This is a genomic window from Chryseolinea lacunae (assembly GCF_016735595.1).
GTDB classification, from domain to species: domain Bacteria; phylum Bacteroidota; class Bacteroidia; order Cytophagales; family Cyclobacteriaceae; genus Chryseolinea; species Chryseolinea lacunae.
The window spans coordinates 1-21,152 of the sequence record NZ_JAERRB010000021.1 but is presented as its reverse complement, the minus strand read 5'-3'; the positions used below and the strand labels follow the sequence as shown (position 1 = coordinate 21,152).

Annotated in this window: 17 protein-coding genes and 1 tRNA gene; 10 read left to right on the top strand and 8 right to left on the bottom strand. The window is 51.7% G+C overall.

Annotation, left to right across the window (positions count from 1 at the left end):
• Window positions 1-63: 63 nt before the first annotated feature.
• The 8 genes from JI741_RS32005 to JI741_RS31970 all read right to left on the bottom strand — a co-directional run bounded on the left by JI741_RS32005 (window position 64) and on the right by JI741_RS31970 (window position 11,806).
• A complete protein-coding gene (locus tag JI741_RS32005; RefSeq protein ID WP_202016616.1) occupies window positions 64-2,130 on the bottom strand; it encodes a tetratricopeptide repeat-containing sensor histidine kinase in 2,067 nt (688 codons plus the stop codon).
• Between the two features lie 73 nt (window positions 2,131-2,203).
• Window positions 2,204-3,439 (bottom strand): MFS transporter, encoded by a 1,236-nt coding sequence (locus JI741_RS32000; RefSeq protein ID WP_369411900.1) that lies wholly within the window; start codon window positions 3,437-3,439, stop codon window positions 2,204-2,206.
• A gap of 226 nt (window positions 3,440-3,665) precedes the next feature.
• On the bottom strand, window positions 3,666-4,850 hold the full coding sequence (locus JI741_RS31995) for a cystathionine gamma-synthase (protein WP_369411899.1): 1,185 nt from the start codon (window positions 4,848-4,850) through the stop codon (window positions 3,666-3,668).
• Between the two features lie 63 nt (window positions 4,851-4,913).
• On the bottom strand, window positions 4,914-5,315 hold the full coding sequence (locus tag JI741_RS31990) for a hypothetical protein (protein ID WP_202016612.1): 402 nt from the start codon (window positions 5,313-5,315) through the stop codon (window positions 4,914-4,916).
• Window positions 5,312-5,935 (bottom strand): AAA family ATPase, encoded by a 624-nt coding sequence (locus tag JI741_RS31985; RefSeq protein WP_202016611.1) that lies wholly within the window; start codon window positions 5,933-5,935, stop codon window positions 5,312-5,314. Before JI741_RS31985 ends, JI741_RS31990 begins: the two co-directional genes overlap by 4 nt.
• A 130-nt stretch (window positions 5,936-6,065) precedes the next feature.
• Window positions 6,066-7,382 (bottom strand): dihydrolipoamide acetyltransferase family protein, encoded by a 1,317-nt coding sequence (locus JI741_RS31980; protein ID WP_202016610.1) that lies wholly within the window; start codon window positions 7,380-7,382, stop codon window positions 6,066-6,068.
• A gap of 298 nt (window positions 7,383-7,680) precedes the next feature.
• The gene (locus tag JI741_RS31975; RefSeq protein ID WP_202016609.1) at window positions 7,681-10,248 is read right to left on the bottom strand and encodes a DUF5686 family protein; all 2,568 of its coding nucleotides are present in this window, start codon (window positions 10,246-10,248) and stop codon (window positions 7,681-7,683) included.
• Window positions 10,249-10,549: 301 nt separating this feature from the next.
• A complete protein-coding gene (locus JI741_RS31970) occupies window positions 10,550-11,806 on the bottom strand; it encodes a competence/damage-inducible protein A (RefSeq protein ID WP_202016608.1) in 1,257 nt (418 codons plus the stop codon).
• Between the two features lie 88 nt (window positions 11,807-11,894).
• On the opposite strand from JI741_RS31970, the gene JI741_RS31965 reads away from it, so the two are divergent.
• The 10 genes from JI741_RS31965 to JI741_RS31920 all read left to right on the top strand — a co-directional run bounded on the left by JI741_RS31965 (window position 11,895) and on the right by JI741_RS31920 (window position 21,061).
• On the top strand, window positions 11,895-12,911 hold the full coding sequence (locus JI741_RS31965) for an Ig-like domain-containing protein (protein ID WP_202016607.1): 1,017 nt from the start codon (window positions 11,895-11,897) through the stop codon (window positions 12,909-12,911).
• Between the two features lie 64 nt (window positions 12,912-12,975).
• Window positions 12,976-13,539 carry an RNA polymerase sigma factor gene (locus JI741_RS31960; protein WP_202016605.1) on the top strand — a complete coding sequence of 188 codons (564 nt, stop codon included), beginning with the start codon at window positions 12,976-12,978 and terminating at the stop codon, window positions 13,537-13,539.
• On the top strand, window positions 13,523-15,007 hold the full coding sequence (locus JI741_RS31955) for a hypothetical protein (RefSeq protein ID WP_202016603.1): 1,485 nt from the start codon (window positions 13,523-13,525) through the stop codon (window positions 15,005-15,007). Before JI741_RS31960 ends, JI741_RS31955 begins: the two co-directional genes overlap by 17 nt.
• 108 nt (window positions 15,008-15,115) lie before the next feature.
• Window positions 15,116-16,369 (top strand): lactate 2-monooxygenase, encoded by a 1,254-nt coding sequence (locus JI741_RS31950; protein WP_202016601.1) that lies wholly within the window; start codon window positions 15,116-15,118, stop codon window positions 16,367-16,369.
• A gap of 150 nt (window positions 16,370-16,519) precedes the next feature.
• Complete coding sequence (locus JI741_RS31945) at window positions 16,520-17,245, top strand: DUF4197 domain-containing protein (RefSeq protein ID WP_202016599.1); 726 nt, start codon at window positions 16,520-16,522, stop codon at window positions 17,243-17,245.
• A 62-nt stretch (window positions 17,246-17,307) separates the two neighbouring features.
• The gene (gene paaN, locus JI741_RS31940) at window positions 17,308-18,987 is read left to right on the top strand and encodes a phenylacetic acid degradation protein PaaN (protein ID WP_202016597.1); all 1,680 of its coding nucleotides are present in this window, start codon (window positions 17,308-17,310) and stop codon (window positions 18,985-18,987) included.
• Window positions 18,988-19,065: 78 nt separating this feature from the next.
• A tRNA-Arg gene (locus tag JI741_RS31935) sits at window positions 19,066-19,137 on the top strand.
• 233 nt (window positions 19,138-19,370) lie between these two features.
• Entirely contained in the window at window positions 19,371-19,859 is a 489-nt protein-coding gene (locus JI741_RS31930; RefSeq protein WP_202016591.1) for a hypothetical protein, read from the top strand.
• A 74-nt stretch (window positions 19,860-19,933) separates the two neighbouring features.
• Window positions 19,934-20,698, top strand: coding sequence for a hypothetical protein (locus JI741_RS31925; RefSeq protein WP_202016590.1), 765 nt, complete (start codon window positions 19,934-19,936; stop codon window positions 20,696-20,698).
• Between the two features lie 63 nt (window positions 20,699-20,761).
• Window positions 20,762-21,061 (top strand): hypothetical protein, encoded by a 300-nt coding sequence (locus tag JI741_RS31920; protein ID WP_202016589.1) that lies wholly within the window; start codon window positions 20,762-20,764, stop codon window positions 21,059-21,061.
• Window positions 21,062-21,152 lie beyond the last annotated feature (91 nt).

The window sequence follows — 21,152 nt, the reverse complement described above, 5'->3', positions numbered from 1 at the left end:
CGTTGGAAAACGAAGGCTTCATATGTAGCATATCAAGGCTATAACAAGTCGCCGTAGTTTGCATTAATTTTTCAACGGCAAACGTATAATAAACTCACTGCCCTTTCCTTGTTCCGACACCAGGTCGATGCTGCCTTTCAAACGATCCACCAATGTTTTCACAATGGCAAGACCCAGGCCGTTAGAAGACTCTCCGGCGGTAGGACGGGCACTCAGTTTTTTAAATTTCTGGAACAGATGCAGCCTGTCTTTTTCCGAAAAACCTTGGCCTTGATCGGCAATCGAAATCCAAAGTTCGTTGTTTTCTCTTCCTGCCGAAACAGCCACGGTGGTCTCCCGTTTCGAAAACTTGATGGCGTTGGTCAGCAGGTTGTCGATGATGCGGTGCAGGTAGTCAGTGTCGAGTTGCACTTCGATGGTTTCTACGCGCGCAATGTGAAGGTGTATGTTCTTTGCTTCGGCAGCCGGCAGAAACGTATTGGTTTTCTCCAGTAAGAAATGACTGATGTCGAACGTGGAATAGTTGGGCACCACGCTTTCTTCCAGCATGTGCACATCCAGCAAGTCTTTGATGAGGGCCAGGCCCAGCTGCGTGGTGTCTTTGGTCATGCGCACATAGCTGAGTTGATCTTTGCTGAGGCCGCCTTCAATTTCCATGAGGTCGGCAATGCCTTTGATGCGATTCAGGGGTGACTTTAAATCGTGGGCCACAATGCTCATCAGCGTGTCTTTCTCGTGGTTGATGTCGGAGAGCTGCTGGTTCCGGCGCGAAAGCTTTTCGTTTTGCTCTATGATTTCCTGCCGCTGGTTTTGGATGAACTGATTTTGTTGCGCCAGTTTTTCGTTGATCTCTCTGCGTTTCTTGCTGCTGCGCCACTGAATAAAACCCAGCGAACTCACGGCCACAATGATGATGGCCAGAATGATGTTGGAAAGGCGTTGCTGTTTGATGATGGCGTCGGTTTTCACCTGGTCCACTTTCAGCAATTCGTTTTCCTGCTCTTTGCGTTCGATCTCGATTTCGAACTGCAGGCGTTCTACCTGGCGGGCCAGGTCAAGGTCTTTGATAGAATCTTTCAGCAGCAGGTAGGCATTGAGGTTGCTCAGTTCCGAAAGTTTGTTCTTCTCCTTCTCCGAAATTTTCCACAGGAAGTAGTGCGCCTCCATTTTTGAAGCGATGTCTTTTGTGGTCATGGCGATGGCGAGCGCAAGGTTGAATTGTTTTTTCGCCTGCACATAGTCCCGCTTCTCAAACATGATCTGCCCCATCGAAATGTAGGCTTGCGGCAGCATGCGCATGTTTTTCTTTTCGGCAATCACCTTCAGTGCTTCTGCGCAAATGGCTTCGGCTTCGTCGAGATGCCCTTTGTTGAGGAAAGTCTCCGACAACGAAATGTGCACCTCGGCCAGGTTGATTTCGTCGTGAATCACTTGTCCGGCAGAGTCAGCCAGGTGGAGGTAGCGAAGGGCTTTGTCGTGCTGGTTGTTGTCCTGATAGAACCGAGCGGTTTGCGAGAACGCCGACATGATGTCGCGTGTGTTGCCCAGGGCAAGTCTGATTTTGATGGCCTTCAGATAGTTGCTTTCTGCCTTTGGGTAGTCGCGCTGCGATTTATAAAGATTGGCCAGGCTTTGATAGGTGTAGGCAAGGCCCGATGAGTCGTTCAGATTTTCGAAGATGGAAAGGGCGCGGATAAAGTAGTCATAGGATCGCGCCAGGAGTCCTTGTTCAAAGAAAAGTCGTCCGAGGTTGTTGTTGGAGTAGGCAGTTTGGAGCGAGTCTTTTTGATCCATGGCCACCTTGAGCGCCTGCGTATAGTTGTCGAAAGCGCCCAGGCGGTCGCCTTTATAGTTCAGCGCCACGCCCATAAAATTGAGCGGTTCGGCCAGTCCGGTGGGGAGCTTCAGTTTCTGGCCCAGATCAAAGGCCTGCCGTGCATAGTGCACCGTGCTGTCGGGATAAGAGAAACGATATTCCCAGGCCAGGTCGCTCAGCAGTTCAAACCGGGCTTTGCCGTCTGCCGAGCGAAGTTGGCGCGACAGGCTATCGATCAAATGAAGGTTCTGGGCAAGGGTGAAAGTCGACCAAGAAAGAAGAAAAAGAGAGAGGATGAGGGGTTTCTTCGCCACGCGGGTTCTTTTTACATGGAAAGATTGCAATAAAGTTAATCTTTCACAAGAACCATTTTGGCACCGCGTAGTGCTAGTCCACCTCCTCAAAATTCATATCGCGGCCAAATGTCTCGTCAATGGCCCGTAGCGCTATAAAAGCGATGATTATGGTTGCCACGCCAACAATGAGCGCGCCGTTGATCATCCCCAAACCCAGGTCGACGCGTAAAAATTTAAAAAGTATGGTCAGCGGAATCACGGTTCCGCGGATAAAATTGGGTACGGTGGTGGCTACGGTCGACCGCAGGTTGGTGCCAAACTGTTCGGCGGCGATCGTAACAAACAAAGCCCAGTAGCCGATTCCGACGCCCAGCACGAAACAGGTAAAATAGAAAAATGACGCGGTGCGCACGGGCATATACAAATAGAGCAGTATGAACGCCAAGGTGAGGCTGATGAAAACGGCCACCACTTTTTTGCGGGAACCCAAGAGCTGGCTCACCAAACCACTGGTCAGGTCGCCCATCGCCAATCCAATGTATCCGAACATCACGGCATCGCCCGAGATCACTTTCCCCACGATGTTTAGGCCTTCGGGCTTGGCAAACTCGGGTGCAAAGGTGAGGAGGATGCCGATGGAGAACCAGATGGGAAGGCCGATGAAAATGCTGCCCATGAATTTGGTGAAGCGGCGTTTGTTGGTGAAAAGTTGAAAGAAGTTGCCGCGCTGCACGGCCTTCTCTTTTGTCTGAAGAAAGATGCCCGACTCAAACACACTCACCCGCGCCACCAACAGCATCAATCCTAATCCGCCGCCAATAAAATACGACGTCTGCCAGTCGTACAGCCTGGATAGGTAATTGGCAACCACGGCGCCCATCAGCCCTACCGTGGCAATGATGGTGGTTCCATAGCCGCGAAGATTCGAGGGCAAAGTTTCCGAAACCAATGTGATGCCGGCGCCCAGCTCGCCCGCCAATCCGATCCCGGCAATGAAGCGAAGCCATGCATATTGCTCTACGGTTGCCGCAAAGCCGTTGGCTATGTTGGCCAATGAATACAGCAGAATGGAACCAAACAGAACCGACAACCGTCCGCGTTTGTCACCCAGAATTCCCCAGATCAGTCCACCGAGCAGCAGTCCGGCCATTTGCCAGCGCAACAAATGTTCTCCCTGGGTTTGCAGATCGGCCTCGGCAACGCCCATGGAAATGAGGCTGGGGATTCGAACAATACTGAAGAGCAAGAGATCATAGATGTCTACAAAATAGCCGAGTGCTGCCACGATAACCGGGATGCTATAGAGCAGCTTGAAATTTTTTTTCACCACGTTGGTTGTAAGGTTTAGGTTGACGTGTCGAGCCTTGTGTATATCGATGAAGCTTAAAGGCTCAACGCCGTCGGTGCTGATTAAGCTAGGGTTTTGTTGTGAAGGGTGTGTGGCGTTGTGGTGTGTTTTTAAAAATAGACATAAAAATTTGTGATTAAAAAAAAGCGGAACGCCAATCTTGTCCGATCGGGTTCCGCGCGATGCGTTTCACTGGAGGCCGTGCCTACACTTTGGCGAGGGCTGCGTCGAGATCTTCAATCAGATCCTCTACATCTTCCACCCCAATGCTCAGGCGGATCAGCGAATCGAGGAGGCCGTTCTTGATGCGTTCTTCCTTTGGAATGCTGGCGTGTGTCATGGAGGCCGGGTGATTGATGAGCGACTCCACACCGCCCAACGACTCGGCTAGCGAAAACACGGTCACGCTCTCCATGAGGGTCGTGGCTTTTTGCTGACTGTCGTCTTTCAACGTGAACGACAACATGCCGCCAAAATCTTTCATCTGCTTTTTCGCGACGGTGTGATTGGGGTGTTCCGGGAAACCGGGCCAATACACTTTGCCTACTTTGGGATGCGCCTTTAGATACTCAGCAATTTTTTTGCCGTTGAAGCAATGCCGTTCCATGCGCAGGTGCAACGTCTTGATGCCGCGAAGCACCAGGAACGAATCTTGCGGGCCTGGCACGGCGCCACACGAGTTTTGAATGAACGCCAGTTCCTGGTACAGCTTTTCGTCGTTTATCACCAACGCGCCCATAATCACATCCGAATGTCCGCTCAGGTATTTGGTCACGGAGTGCATCACGATGTCGGCACCGAGATCCAACGGGTTTTGCAAATAGGGCGAAGCAAAAGTGTTGTCGACGGCTACGATGATATTTTTCTTTTTCGCCAGCGCCACGCAAGCCTCAATGTCGATGATGTTCATCAACGGGTTGGTGGGCGTTTCGAGCCAGAAGAGTTTTGTTTTGTCGTTGATGAGGGGCTCGATGTTGGCCGACTTGGTGAGGTCGATGAAGTGAAACTTGATGCCATACTTTTCGAACACTCTTTTGAACATGCGGTAGGAGCCGCCATAGAGGTCGTTGGTGGTAATCACCTCGTCGCCGGGGTTCAGCAATTTTATGACGGCGTCGGTGGCGCCCATGCCCGACGAGAAACAGATGGCGAACTTGCCGTTCTCCAGGGCTGCAATACTTTTTTGAAGGGCATTGCGTGTGGGATTTGCGCCACGCGCGTAGGCATAGCCTTTATGTTTGGCAGGAGACTCCTGCACATAGGTCGATGTTTGATAGATGGGAGTCATGATGGCGCCCGTGGTCGGGTCCGGTTCCACTCCTGCATGCACGGCTTTCGTTCCAAACTTCATAGTGTTCGTTTTGTCTGTTGTGAATGATACAGCCTTCACCGGGAAGGCTTTGCGTAAGCAAACTTAGCAACATAAACGAAACTACCAGCGGTGGGTGGCGTGCTATTGTTCTTTCCAGTAGTCGCGGATGGCTTCTTTCCAGAGGCTGCCGCTTTTCAGATAGAGGGCGGTGTTGATGAGCATTTTGTCTTCGGGCAGCGACTTCTTCTGGCTTTCGAGCGACTGGATGATGAGGTCGTAGAACTTCTGGCGAAAAAAAACGCCTTCCTTGTCAGACAATGTCTTCAGGTCTTCCAGAATGGTGGCGCTGGTCACTTCGGTGGCCACTGGCGCGCTGGTTTCGGGTGCATGCTGAACGGGGGCCGTTGCCACAGGTTCCGGTCTGGGTGCCGGCGGCGTGGTTTCTTCGATCTTCTCGCGCAAGGGAGTGGGCGACACCAGGGTGGCTGCCTGCTGCTTCAAAAATTCGTCGAGGTCCTTTAACGTGTTTTTTTTCTTGCTCATGCGAGGGTGTTCAGAATGGCTTGGGCTATGGGCTGGTAGGCTTTTTCGGCTTCCAGCGTACTGAAATTTACGAAAAGATTTTTCTGCGGCACGATCACCGGCAGTATAATGGCATCGAGGTTCTTCAGGTTTTCGCGCACCGTATAGAGGTTTGTGCCGCTGTGGATACGGTTGGGCAATATGGCGATCTTGAGCCGTGGATTCAGTTGTCGCGCCGGGGCCAGGTCGGCCACGGTTTGGTAGGTCACCAGCAGGTCGTTTTGGGTTAGGCTGGTCGGCACCACCACCACGTCGCTCACCAGGCAAAGTTTTTTGATGCCTTCGTCGGTGGTTTTGCCGGCGCTGTCAACAATGATGATGTCATTTTTTTTGCTGGCTTTGAGTTGGGCCAGCTCGTCGGCCACGCGGCCGTCGTCCGAGCCCAGCAGTTCGAAGCCGGTGGCGCCCTCTTTGGCTTTGAACACTTCCATTTTGCGGAGGGTGTTCAGGGTGTAGTTGGTGTCGGTTTCTACCAGCAGCACACGCTTGCCCATGTGGTGCAGCGTGGTGGCCAGGTTTATGGCGTTGGTGGTTTTTCCGGTGCCTCCTTTGCGGCTGATGAATGATACAATGCTGGACATGGACTAAAGTAAAATCCAAATTTCCATAATTCAAAGGAGGATACAAGGCAAAGGGGCAGCCACGTAAGGATTCGCGCAAGATTGTCTGCGTTGCGTCCCGTTGACTGCCCCTTTTCTTATGAAAGGCCGATCAGGCTGTGCGGTTCACGTCGAATTTTTCGAGGTAGTCGGCCACGCGTCGCACAAAGCTTCCGCCCAAAGCGCCGTCCACCACGCGGTGGTCGTAGGAGTGGGAGAGGAACATTTTGTGACGGATGGCAATCACGTCGCCATAGGGCGTTTCCATCACCGAAGGTTTCTTCTGGATGGCACCCAGTGCAATGATGCCCACCTGGGGTTGCATGATGATGGGTGTGCCCATCACGTTGCCAAACGATCCCACGTTCGAGATGGTGAACGTGCCACCGGAGAGCTCGTCGGGTTTGAGTTTGTTGTCGCGTGCGCGCTTGGCCAGGTCGTTCACGATCTTGGCCAGACCGCTGATGTTATAGGTGTCGGCATTGCGGATCACGGGCACGATGAGGTTGCCACTGGGCAATGCCACGGCCATGCCGATGTTGATTTCTTTTTTCTTGATGATCTTGTCGCCGTCTACCTGGATGTTCATCATCGGGTAGTCTTTGATGGCGCTGGCCACGGCTTCGATGAAGATCGGGGTGAACGTGAGCGTGTCGCCATCGCGTTTCTGGAATTCGTTCTTCATCTTGTTTCTCCAGAACACAACGGTTGTCACATCGGCTTCCACAAACGATGTCACGTGGGGAGCGATGCGTTTTGAATCGACCATGCGTTCGGCGATCATCTTGCGCATGCGGTCCATCTCGATAATCTCGTCGGCACCGCTGATGGAGACGGGAACTCTGGTGGGCGCTGTGTTCACACTCACGGAATGTTGCACGGCCTGCACGGTGGCGCCGAGCTTGCGGTGTTGCACATAGTCGAGCACATCTTTTTTCGTGACGCGACCTTCGGCACCCGAGCCGGCAATGGTTTCCAGTTCGGCAACGGTGATGCTTTCTTCTTTGGCTATATTTTTAACAAGCGGAGAATAGAAACGTGAGCTGCTTTTGAAATCGGCGGGGGCATGCGAACTGTGCGCTCCGTTGCCATTGGTGTGCACGCCAGCCGAAGCCTGCGCTGCAACGGTAGGTATAGCGGCCGATTTGGATTCGCCAGCGGGTGATGCGGTGACCGTAACCGATTCGCCGTTGCTGTCGATGATGGCAATGGGACTTCCCACCTTCACCACATCGCCTTGTTTGGCAAGAATTTCTTTCAGAATGCCGGCATGCGTCGAGGGCACTTCGGTGTCCACTTTGTCTGTGGCCACTTCCAGCACCGATTCGTCCTGTTCAATTTTATCGCCGGGCTTTTTAAGCCAGGATAAAATAGTGGCCTCCATAATGCTTTCGCCCATTTTAGGCATGATGAGTTCTACTTGCGCCATGAGTGTTTCCGTGGTTTTGGCGCAAGTTAGCACTTTTGTATTTTAAAAGTATGACGTGCCATGAGATCGTTTTCGGCACTTGAAAATCAAATTTTTATTTGGCGTTCCGAATGAAACGAGAAACAAAGTGGAAGCCATGCCACGCATCCGGAAACACCCGCCAGCACCCTGAAACCGTCGGCCCGGGCCAGCGTTTTGCCTTCACCCAACACGAGGGGCCACACGAACTTTTGGAAGCATGTTTTCACAGCGCGGCACGCGCATGAACGAACGATTGGTCAGGCTACAGAACGACCGTTCAGAATGTGAAGGTGAAGCTGAAACGGAACACCAGGTTGTCGCGTGTGTCGGGCAGGCCATAGGGCCCATAGCGATAGAACACGGAGCCACCAAAATTGAAATAGCCCAACCCGATGTAGGGCACGCGCACCAGGTTGTCGAGCGCGATGCCCGATTCAAGATAGCCCTTGTCGAGGCTCGCTAGCTCTACACCGTCATGCAGCTCGCGGTGGTCGAGTGTGCCGATGCCGGCATGTTGAAACAGGATGAGGTCGGGCTTCGAATATTTTTTGTTCAGCAACACGTTTCCAAAATTGTGACGAAAAAAAACGGCGGCATATTTCGACGCCGTGAATTCGTAGAGCCCCATGGTCTGAAAATAGTTTTCCACATAGAACGATGCCGTTTGTGCGCCGCGCCCGTTCAGCAGTCGCCCATAGGGAGCAACACCGTCCACAAGACCACCGCTGAAGGTGATCATGCTTTTGCCGATGGCCCAGTAGTTGGTCTGATACTTCAGGGTGAAATCATAAATCGTATACCTGAAATGCTGTGCATCAAAAAGATTCAGGGCTTTGGTGACAGACGCAGTGATGATGGGATACTTGTGCGAAAGAAAAATCTTCTTCCCCCGAAGCAACGTGTAGCTCTCGCGACGCACATAGCGCACGGCCAATTGAGCTTCCGTCAGGTTGAACACGCTAACGGGTTCCCCATTTTGTTCCAAGGTGTAGGCATAGGTTGGACGAATTTCCTGACGCTGCAACGACAGGCGCGCGTGCACACTGGGCAGAATGCGGTAGCCAACCTCCGTCCGGTATGATGTGTAGGCATCAAACCGCGAGGCTACCCATTTTCGAAACGATGCATTGCTCAGGTACTGGCCCTCGTTGTTTTCGTGCAGCGATCCTGTTTCATAAATGTCGTGTGCGTAGGCAAGCCGGAAAAATAAATCCCGGTTCCGGTTGAACGTGAACTTCACCTCGCCACCATACTTCGATTGACGATCGCGCAGTCCATAGCCATAATAACCTCCCACGCGCACCAGTTTCGAAAAGCGGTCGTTGGTGTACAGCCCCAGACCCAGTCGTGTGTTTTCATATTGATTAAAGGATGCCACTTTGCTGAGGTCCACGTCAACAAAACCAACCGGCACATAGCCCGTCACCAGCGCTTCGAAGGCGCCATCGATCCAGCGGATTTTGCGCATCGCCGAGTCGAGAAAGGTGTAGGTGTTCAGCTCCTTTTCATCCAGCGGACGAATGCGGTAGCGATCGAGCGTGAGTGTGTTCAGGTCTTTGGTGATGTTGGCAAGCTCAAGCGTGATGTCGCCAAAATCTTTCGGGTTTAGCGGAGGATTGATCTTGATGTCTTTCAGAAAACTGCTTTGTTGTGCTTTCAGCGAACGTCCCGCAAAGATCAGTTCGTGAAAATCGAGGTCGGTGTTTTGTTGTACGGGAAACCAGTGGTTGTCAATTTTTTCATAGTCTTGTTGAATGCGCAGGCCCACCTGGGCAATGGAGTCGGCCGAGGTGGCGATGATGTTTTTGACGGCGTATCCGTCAACCGCGATGGAGAGCATGCCTTCGAGGCCGTTGAAGAATTTTTTGTTGCGGGGCGAGAATTGAATAACATACACCGTGTCGGCCTGATAGAACGTGGTGTCCATCAAATAAAAGTCATAGTGTTTGAAGGTGCCGGGTGTGAGCGGGTTGAGATATTCCTTGCCAAACAGTTTGATGTTGTCGTCATAGAACGAGAACGGTTGGTTGTCCATGGCGGCGCTGCTGAACATGGGACTTTTATAGCCCGAGATTTGAAAGGCGAGCAGTTTCTCTTTCACCTGCCCGGGGTTCAGCACCTTTCGTTCGCTCACCGACTCGCTGATGAACAGGTTCGATTTTTTTGCCAGGCTGTCAAATTGCAGCAACGACTTCTGGTCTTTGTTCAGCTTGATCGAGTCGGGTTTGTGCTGAAGACTATTAACGATCGAATCGGTTTTGGCATCGGGCTCGGTGGGAGAGACCAGGAACTTCGAGTATGATGTGTAGGAGTAAGACTTCAGTTCGTCGGGGTCGTTTTCTTTTTTATGTTCGATGGCTTTGCGTATGATTTTGTGCGCCGGGTTTTCACCCGACAGAAACGTCAGTTCCGTGAGCACCGTGGACGATTGCTTGAGCCGGATGGTTTGCCGCGCGTGAAGGGCCGACAACGGCAGCCTGATCTTTCGATAGCTCACATGCGAGAAATAGACCCATCCCGAATATCCCGCAGGCACATGCAGTTTGAAATTCCCCTCGATGTCCGAATTGGTTCCGTGTCGTCCGTCTTCCAACGTCACACTTACAAAGGCGATAGGCTGCGCACTCAGACTATCAATCACTTTGCCAGACACCACGCTTTGTGCCCGGGCCCCAGCCGCTGCAATAACGATAACAAACAACAAGGCCGCACAACGGCTCGTGAAGCAGCGGATGAGTACGGCGGAATTTCGTTTGGCCTGCTCGAGCATGGTTGGGAATGTTTGCAACACACAAGATAAGTTGTTGTGTAACGAAATGACGTGGCGTTGTTCTTTTTTCTTCATGCGAATAGCAGAATTGATAATAACCCGTACGTTGTTCGATTCGGTCGGCCATAACGCTTCACTATGCGATATACGTGGAGGCGCGGCAAGCAGACAGACAAGACTAAAGTTGAATTCAACAGGAAATCAATCACGGATGGATTGACCAATAAGCAACACCGCTCACAACCTTATGAAGTGGTGTGGGAGCAAACACGGTGCCATGAAACGGAGTAACAAACCGGTGATATAAAAAAGAACGCATCTGCTATTCGAATCTATCCGAATGAGCAGATGCGTAGAATAATGTCAATGTATATACCTAAAGTGGATTCAGATTCTGACGGATCAGGTTCAACACCGCCACCGAGGCCATCTTGATGTTGATGCCGCGGTCGGGCGAAAGCTGAAGTTTGCGGGTCACGGTTTTGTCTTTGTCGGAGAACGCAATCCACACGGTGCCCACGGGTTTCTCGGGTGTTGCACCGCCCGGGCCAGCAATGCCGCTGGTGGCCACGCCGATGTTGGTGTTGAATTTGGCGCGCACAATGTTGGCCATTTCAATGATGGTGGGCTCGCTCACGGCACCATATTTTTCAAGCACTTCGGGTTTCACGCCAAGCTGCCGCATCTTCACTTCATAGGAATAGGGAATCATGGTGCCCAGGTAATAGTCGGAGCAACCGGCCACGCTGGTGATGAGGTGTGAGAGATAACCGCCGGTGCAGCTTTCGGCCACAGACAGGGTGAGGTTGCGTTCGCGCAGCATTTGACCCACCACCACCTCCAGCGGTGTTTCGCCATAGCCAAAGATAAAGCTTCCCACGCGCGGCTGCAGTTGTTCGGCCAGGGCGTCGGTTTCTTTTTCCAGGTTTTCTTTCGAGTCGCCAATGGCCGTGAGTCGCAGTTTCACTTCTCCCAGGCTGGGCAGATAGGCAAGGCGGATGTGTGGTGGAAGCGCGTTTTCCCAGGCCGCAATTTTTTCGGCAAGAAACGATTCGCCGATGCCCACCGTGCGGATCACCTTGTGCACGATGACGGGTGTTTTGAACGACTGCTTCAGCTTGGGAATGACAATGTCGGTCATCATCCGTTTCATTTCATGGGGCACGCCGGGCATGGACACAAACACTTTTCCGTTGCGTTGAAACCACATGCCGGGGGCGGTGCCCATTTTGTTGGTGATCTTTTCGCAGCACTCGGGCAAGGCCGCTTGCTGGCGGTTCACTTCGGTAAGCTCGCGGCCTCGGCTGGTAAAGAAGGCTGTCACTTCGGCCAGGGCTTCGTTGTGCATCTTGAGGCCGCAGTTGAAATACTTGGCGAGACAGGGCTTGGTCAGGTCGTCGTTGGTGGGACCCAGGCCGCCCGTGATGAGCACGATGTCGACGCGCTTCTCGGCTTCGGCAAAGGCGCCAATAATTTCGTCCTCCAGGTCGCCTACTGTGGTTTTGCGCACTACTTTGATGCCGGCGAGGCTGAGTTCGGCGCTCATCCATTGTGCGTTGGTATCGGTAATTTGTCCATAGAGAAGTTCATCTCCGATGGTTAACAGCTCTGCTGTGATCGTGGTCTGGCTCATTATCTTTAGTAAAAAAATTTTCTGCGGCGTCCAACGTTATTTCCCCGTCACTGGTCTTACCCGTTGAAAGCCCTAATCCCCTACAAACATGAAAACAAGCAAAATATTCCTGAACTCAGAAATTCTTTTCAGGATTTTATTCGCCATCACCGTTGCCATCCTGTTTGCCGCCTGCGACACCCTGAAGCAAGACCCCGACGTGATTGACCCGGTGACCGAAGTGAAAGGAACGGAAATCGTCGTGAACGGCAATACAGCATCCATCATAGACCTCAATTCAAAAGTGCAGAGCAACGTGCCGGTCACACTCACGGTCACGGCGCAACCCACCAAAGGAAAGCTGTCGTCGCTGGGCAAAGGCCTGTTGCAATACACACCGGGCAACCGGAAAGTGAAAAGCCGCGATGCCTTTGAGTTCACCGTCTTTTCGAGCAACAACCAGATTCTGCAACGCGACACGGTGATCATCATCGTGGAACCCGACTCCACGCAACTGCCCTGTGGCATCTATGCGGCCGACGACTATGTGCGCGGCGTTGAAAAGGGAGCAACCGTCAACATCAATGTGCTGGCCAACGACCACATCTGCGGCTTCGACACGCTTGACTATGAAGTATCGGTGTATTCGGCACCACACCGGGGCACGGCCACCGTGGTGAACAATCGCATTCGCTACACGGCCGGACCAACCTATACCGACAGCGACACGCTTATCTATAAGGTACAGCCCCGTCAAAGCGCAGGTCAGGTCAGCTACGCCTATGTATACATCAAAGCTAGTTTTGCGCCGGAGGAACCCGTGCCGTGTCAGTTCACGCCCTTCGCCGACACGTTCAACATCAAGCTTGATACCCTGAAAGGCGACACGGTATTGCTCCGCGTGTTTCTGAACGATCAGTTCTGCGATTCGCTCCGGAGAGCGTATACGGTGCACGTAACAAAAGCACCCGCGCATGGCACAACACGAATACTGAGTTCGGGCATTGTCTATGTGCCCGATCAGGATCTGCCGGTGGGATCGTCGAGAATAGACAGCCTTCGCTATGAGTTGTGTTTGGTCAATACGTGTCGGCAAGCGAAGGTTACGGTGAACGTGAACCATTAGAAGATAGAAAATAAAAAAGACACCCTGCCTCCTCTGTCACAAGAGGAGGCTTTCTCCATTCTGAATGATTCGAACCTACGATCTCTTTGAACGTTGCAAACGCGGCGAACCCAAGGCGCAAAAGATGCTCTACGACATCTTCCGCGCCAAGCTGATGGGGTTGTGCCGTCGCTACACACGCGACCGCGAACAGGCGCAAGACGTGCTGCAGGATGCCTTCATAAAAATATTCACCAACCTCAACCAATTGGAGTCGCCCGAAAAACTGGAATCGTGGATGAAGTCGACGGTGGTGCACACGGCCATCAACCACTACCACCGCACCCGGAAACACGAAATGCTCTTTGCGCCGGCCTTCGAAAACGAAGAACAGGAAAGCAACGAGCCCTACACCGATCTGCAAAATTTCTCCGACGAATACCTGGTGGCCATCGTGAATGAATTGCCCGATGGCTGTCGCGTGGTGTTTAACCTCTATGCTGTGGAGGGCTATAGCCACGCCGAAATTGCCGCGATGATGAACGTGACCGAGGGCACCTCGCGATCACAATTGCATCACGCAAAGCACCTGCTAAAAAAAAGATTAAAATGTCAGGACTTGACACACTACTATGAAAAATTTGCCTGAACACGAAGCGTTCCGGGCGCTCGAGAAACGCCTGGCCAACTACACGGAAGAACCGGACGACGACCTGTGGCAAAAAATTGCAGGCGAAACGCCGTCACGAAAACCGGTATGGGCACCGTGGCTCAACCGCGCCTCGGCAGTGGCCGTGCTGGTGGCTTTAGGGTGGGCAGTGACGATGCCTACGCCGGAAGGTGCACGTGTGTCGCCAGAAAATGATCTTGCGGGCGAGGCACAACAACAAGGTGCTGGCCATGCTGCGAAGGAACTTGCGATAGAGAAGCATGCTGCTGCCGAAGACAAGGCGTCGACATTGGGGAAAGACATGGATCAATTCGCATCCTCAGCTCAGCAACAAAAGGAGTTGACCGACGCGAGCTCTGAACGTGCGGGTGCTTCGGGGGTTGCGCCGCCTGTGTCGGACAATTATGCATCAGGTAATAGCCGACGTCGCGGGAATGAACCTGTTTCCGTTGGATCATCTGGTAAGATTGGTGCGAAACCTTCGGAAGGCGCTTTGCTTGCCACCTCTGCTTCCGGGCAATACTCGGAGTCTTCATCGCCTGTGAAATCATCCAAAGAAAATGAAGTGACACAAACTGGTGCTGAAGAAAAGGCTCTCGTTTCAACGACAGACGAATCTCTGTCGGCAAATGCTAACGCTGTTGTGAATGCTTCCAAAATTAATACGGAAGTTACACCTCGCGACACGCCGCACGACAGTGTTCAATTTGTGGAGCCGCTGCGCAAGGCCGACTCTGCCGCCGCTCCGGCAGAACTTAACAAAGAACCTTACAATAAAAAGAAAAAGAAGAGAACGCCGATCAGTGTGTATGCCTTGCTCACCCCCAGTGTGTCGTTCCAAACCGTATCGCCGCTGTCGCAGGATGAAGTGGTGATCCAGAAATTTTCGAACCCGCCGATGTTCTCGGGCGATCGGTTGGGATTTTCGTTTGAGGCCGGCATTCAAGGAAGGTTGACGGAGAAGTTTGAATATGTGGGTGGTCTTTCGTTCTATCATCAGTCGCAGACGTTGCAGTATACCTATCAAACCGGCAACGTCATTGTTGAAAGCGGAGACGACGACCTCAGCTTTGTGGCAACGCCGGAGACTGCGCAAAAATCGGTTCGCTATTCCATGCAAAACATTGGGGTGCAGGCCGGCCTGTTGTATACCCTCAAAGAACATCGCCTCACACACAAAGTAGGCGTGATGCTGCAATTCCAGCAGGGACTTTCCAAAGAACGCGACGGCGAAGCCTACAACAACGCAGCTTCGAACTACCTCAACTATCAGCTGCTCTACCGTGTGGAGTTGGAAATCGGCCCGCGTCTGACGTTTGTGCTCCAACCCAGTCTGGGGCGCACGCTCAAAGCAAACGGGTCGCTCGATGCGCCCTTCACCCTAAAACAATACCGGCCGGGCATTGGCATCGGGTTGATTTATGTGTGGGAGCGGCGGCGAAAGTAGAAGGTTCTAACCACAGAAATTGATTAACTTTTCAGAACGGTCATGCTGCAGCGTGACTAAAGATCGTGAAGACGTGTCTTCCTGTTTTTAATCTTCTGATTTGTTAATATGTGGCAAAAAGAAATTTACCTGAATGGTTTTGCCGGCGTGTTGCCGAAGGTGAACATCGACCTCAACAAACTTGAAATGGCCGCACAACAGGCGATGTCGTCAAAGGCGTTTGCCTACATTGCGGGCGGTGCCGGCAATGAAGATACGCTGCGTGGCAACCGCCAGGCGTTCGAAAAACACAAGATCGTTCCCCGCATGCTTCGCGATGTGGGTCAGCGCGACACCTCCGTAGAATTGTTTGGTAAAAAACTTCCTTCGCCTTTTCTGTTGGCGCCGGTGGGCGTCTTGGAAATGGTGCATCCCGAAGCCGACGTGGCTGTGGCACGGGCGGCATCGAAGTTGGATGTGCCATATATTTTTTCGAACCAGGCATCGCGCCCTATGGAAGAATGCGCGGCAGCCATGCACCAGGGGCACCGTTGGTTTCAGCTGTACTGGAGCAAATCGAACGACCTTGTGGCAAGTTTTGTGCAGCGTGCCGAACGCTGCGGGTGTTCGGCCCTGGTGGTGACACTCGACACCACGCTGCTCGGCTGGCGCACGCGCGACCTCGATATTGCCTACTTGCCCTTTCTGGAAGGCAAAGGCATCGCGCAATACACATCGGACCCCGTGTTTCAAAAAATGCTCGACCTTCCCGACGATGCGCCGGACATGAAGCGGCGTGTCACCTATCAATCCCTGCGCGGACTGGTGTCGATGGTGAAGCACTATCCCGGCGGAAGTTTTTTCAGCAAGCTGCTGTCGGGCAAACCCATCAAGGCCGTGCGCACATTTGTGTCGACCTATTCCAACCCGTGCACCACATGGGATGATCTGAAATTCCTGCGCAGCATCACCAGTTTGCCGATTTTGTTGAAAGGCATACTTCATCCCGACGACGCGCGCAAGGCGTTGGACCATGGCGTGGACGGCGTTGTTGTTTCCAATCACGGCGGACGCCAGGTGGATGGTGCCATCGCCACACTCGATGCGTTGCCGGGGATCGCAAATGTGGTCAACAAAAAGATTCCCATCCTGCTCGACAGCGGTGTGCGCGGCGGCGCCGATGTGTTTAAAGCGTTGGCCCTGGGCGCAACGGCGGTGTGCATCGGCAGGCCCTATGTGTATGGCCTGGCCCTTGCCGGGGAAGGCGGTGTGACCGAGGTGCTGCGCAATTTCATGACCGACTTCGACCTGACCCTTGGGTTGTCGGGATTCAAATCCATTGCGGAGATCACGCCGGCGTGCCTGGCCGGTGGCCCATCCTAAACTACCCCCTTGGAACTCATGTCGTTGCATTTTAAGCGACAGCCGGTCTTGCTGATTAGCGAGAGACTTTTCTACCTTGCAAGACCAGGAAAATGACGAGCCACAAGGCCGCGGTTTCCATCACTTGTCATGTAATTTTTTAACGAACGTATGAAACGATTATTTTTTGCAGTAGCCATCATCGTAGGCGCCGGCGCTTGCACCTCGGCACAGATCAGCCAAACGCTTGGCGAAGTGAACAAAGCCATCGGAACACAACAGCCACTCACCACCGCCGAAGTTGCCGAGGGTTTGAAAGAAGCACTTGTTAAAGGCATTTCCAACGGCTCCGACATCGTGTCGCAATTGGATGGCTATTTCAAAAATCCTGAAATCAAAATTCCATTTCCGCCCGAAGTGAAAAAGGTGGAAGACAAACTTCGCCAGGTGGGATTGGGCAACGAGGTCGACAAATTTGTGTTGACATTAAATCGCGGCGCCGAAGATGCCGCGAAAGAAGCAAAACCGATTTTCATTACGGCCATCAAGTCGATGACCATCCAGGACGCCTGGAGCATTTTGAAAGGCCAGCCCGACGCCGCCACACAATACCTGAAGCGCACCACCTCGGCACAGCTGAAAGAAAAATTTAAACCCGTCATTCAAAACTCGTTGAACAAGGTGAACGCCACCAAATACTATGGCGACATTGTGAACTCCTACAACAAGATTCCATTCACCGAAGACGTGAACCCGAACCTCGACGACTACGCAACCGACCGCGCCATCGAAGGCCTGTTCACCATGATTGCGAAAGAAGAAAAGAATATCCGTCAGGATCCCGTGGCCCGTACCACCGAGTTGTTGAAGAAAGTATTCGGCGCGGCGCAGCAATAACACTGCGCACGCCGGTTCTCTTTAGTAACCCCGCACTGTTCGAACTAAAACCCTTTCTGCCCATGAGTCTTTTTGATACGCACAAGCCCATGCTCGACCAGGCCATCGACGCCTTGCATGCGCGCACCTTTTATGCAGCCTTTCCCGAAACACCGGCACCGGCAATCTATGGCGAATCGGCCGACAGCGAAGGCAAAGAGAAGTTTCAACAAGCCCTGGGCAAAAAATTTGGAGAACTGCTTCAACCCAATCCAACGCAATGGATAGGGCAGGAAGAATCGCCCTACACACAAGACGCCCTCGGCGTTTCATATCCTGCATTCACACCCGATGTGCTGACCACGCGCGCTGCGGCCGCCTTCAACGCGTGGCGCAAGGTGAGTGTGAACGATCGCGCCGGCGTGTTGCTGGAATCGCTTGCCCGGATCAAGACGCGTTTTTTTGAAATCGCCTACGCCACCATGCACACCACCGGCCAGGGCTACATGATGGCCTTTCAAGCCTCTGGGCCACACGCCGCCGACCGCGCCCTGGAAGCCATTGCCGCAGGCTATGAAGAACTGCAACGCTTTCCATCGCGCGCCGTGTGGGACAAGCCCATGGGCAAGTTCAACATACAGCTGAACAAAGAGTGGCGCGCCGTGCCGAAAGGAATTTCGGTGGTGATTGGATGCTCCACATTTCCCACCTGGAATTCGGTGACGGGCATCTATGCAAGCCTCATGACGGGCAACCCCGTCATTGTGAAGCCACATCCCGGAGCCATTTTGCCCATCGCGATTTTTGTGGCAGAGATTCAACGCGTGCTACAGGAAAACAACATCGACCCAAACAGCTGCCAGCTGGCGGTGGACACTGTGGAGAACCCGATTGCCAAAACACTCGCCGAACATCCGCTGGTGAAGCTGGTGGATTTCACGGGCAACTCTGTGTTTGGAAGTTATCTCGAAACACTGCCAGGCAAGACCGTGTTCACCGAAAAGACGGGCGTCAACTCCGTCATACTCGATTCGGTTGACGACGCCGACAAAGTGGCCGCGAACCTCGCGTTCTCCGTGAACCTTTATAGCGGCCAGATGTGCACCGCCCCCCAAAACTTCTACATCCCCGAATCCGGCATTCAAACTCCGGCCGGAACCGTCTCGTTCGACGCCTTTGCGCAAAAGCTGGCCGACAACATCAACGGCCTCATCGACAACCCCAAGGCAGGGCCGTATGTGCTGGGCGCCGTGCAAAACAAAAAAACGTGCGAGCGCGTGACCGAAGCCGAAAACATCGACGGCAAAGTGTGGCTGAAGAGCCGCGCCTTCGAAAACCCCATGTTCAAAAATGCGCGTGTGGCCACACCCGTTGTGGTGGAGGTGGACGCCAGCAAGAAAGAGGTTTTTGGTAAAGAACTTTTTGGTCCCATTGTGCTCCTCATCAAAACCAAAAACACAGATCAGTCTATAGCGCTGGCGCAGGAAATGGCCCTGCAGCACGGCGCCATCTCGTGCGGCGCCTACACCACCAGTGAAACGGTGCGCGAAAAAATTGCCGACGAAATGTCGCTGGCCGCCACCCCCGTGTCGTTCAACCTCACGGGCGGCATCTACATGAACCAGCACGCCGCCTTCTCCGATTTCCACGTCACGGGCGGCAACCCGGCCGGCAACGCCTCGTTCACCAACCCCGACTATGTGACCAAACGATTCACCTGGGTGGGCCACCGCGAACCCGTGAAAACCGCCCAGGCCTCGTAAAAAGAACCAAAAGGCAGCCTCCGTTTATTCATTATTTATATCTTTGCGACCATTGATTTTTCCCATGTTTTCCTTTTGGGTCCCGTAGTTCAATGGATAGAATAGGAGTTTCCTAAACTTTTGATGCAGGTTCGATTCCTGTCGGGACTACAAATTTCTGGAAGGGCGCTGAAAATCTTCAGTGTCAAAAATTAGAAAACTTTCAAATAAGGTAGAATATCTGTTATCTGACAGATAACTTTTTGCGCGAAATTTCGATGGCTGCTGTACCACTGCTGGTTGGATGAAAAAAATTCGGTTCGCTAGGTCCTGAAATTCTTGTGACTTTTGATAATCACGCGCGTTCTTGGAATATCTACTTAAGTATTGTTGACAACTACCCCATGGCTTCTGATAAAAAAATCTTTCTGTTAATCGCAATTATCATCGTCGTTCTCATAAGTTGTCAAGTGAATAGATTACCCGATCGGTATTCTCAATTTTGGGGTGTTATACTTTTGGAAACGGATGGACAACAATTCACAATCTATGGGGAAAAGGATTCGATCGTTTTAAAACGCTGGGACTACAAAGATTCTGTGACGCAAACCGGACAAATCTGGATTCCAATTAATATCCGTACGGAAAGTGTAAAGATCCGGAAGGAAGAAGCTGATAGTGTCTATAAGTGGACGAAAAAATTGACAAACGACGTGTTCCTACCTGAGAAATTCTGTACTGACTATGTTGGACATTTAAAGGTGACGATTGAATACGGTGGGAGCGTGAAGCAGTCTTGCGAATATAGTTCAATGTGTGATTGGAGGACAATGAGTAAGGAGACGATGAAGTTGAGCAAGATGTTTGATGAAAAATTTGCGATATTAAAGTAAAGTATGTGAATAGAGTCGAAACAAGAAGTAAACGCACTGGAGATTTAGAGTAGGGTGTTTTAGAAATGGGTTTTATGCGAAAAATTGTTTTGTTATTAACATCGGTAGCGATTGGATCGATATTTACTTGTTGCGACAAACAGCGTGGACAGTATAGCTATCCGAATAATGAAAAAATCTCCAAATCAAACGGAGAACCGATCGACTCCTTAAGCTTTTTCTTTCCTATTAAACTAGTTTTTAGTGACAGTACATTGGAAACTGGCCTCGATACATTCAGATTGCAATGGTATTCCAGTCAGCTATTCCCATCCATGGAACCAGTTCTTTTTAATTACTATCTGGGGCGGGATATTTATAGACTTAGTTGGTTACGTTCATTTCATGAGCCAGTCTTTTTGACATTGTATAAAAACGGCGGAAAGGTGTGGATGACGGTTAAGCAGCTCGACAGGCAACCGGACTTTATGCCAACGAGGATCATACCACAATTTGCGCTACCGAAAGTTGGTGAACCATACGATACCACTAGAAAAATCGAGGAGCTTAACAGTTATCCAATTCAACCCCCAGACCGGCATGCTAACCTTAAGGTAAATCAGACAAAGGTGCTATCGATGAGTGAATGGAATGAATTTGAGAGCCGATTGCGCCGCGCGGGTTACTGGACAATGGCACCTACACAGGACGTCTTGGGTTTGGATGGTTCTGAATGGATCATAGAGGCCCATTTTCGAAACAAATACCACGTTGTAGACCGATGGTCGCCAGAAGATCGTTATAAGGAAGCGGGCGTTTATCTTATTAAGTTGAGTGGACTAAATGAGGATATTTACTAGAGCGTGCTGGGCAGATAAAACGCGCTGATTGAATAAGCCCCATGCTTAATCCTATCAATCTTTATGTTTGAATTCATCGCAGAAATAGCTGCTGAAATGGTGGTCGAAGTTATCTTCAGAATTCCTATTGTGTTGTATAGATGGATTACGGGGAAAGACGGCGAACGCATCAACGGCTATAAAACAGATCGGAAAAGGTTTATTCAATTTGGAATAATGAAGAAGCGTATTTTAGTAGAGGAGCGCGACTTCGCCCTTGTTAAATCTAAAATTTCTGAAGCACTGGGCGAGCTTAGCGAAAGCCTGCCTATCGATGACTTCCAATTTGAAAGAGGCTGTAAAGTGAACTGTGTCAAAGCGTGAAAAAACACCAACTTTGATACAGAATATGAAAAAGAAAAAGCAAGAGGAATTCAATTTAGAGGAGATCAAGAAAAAAGCCCTGGAGCAGTTT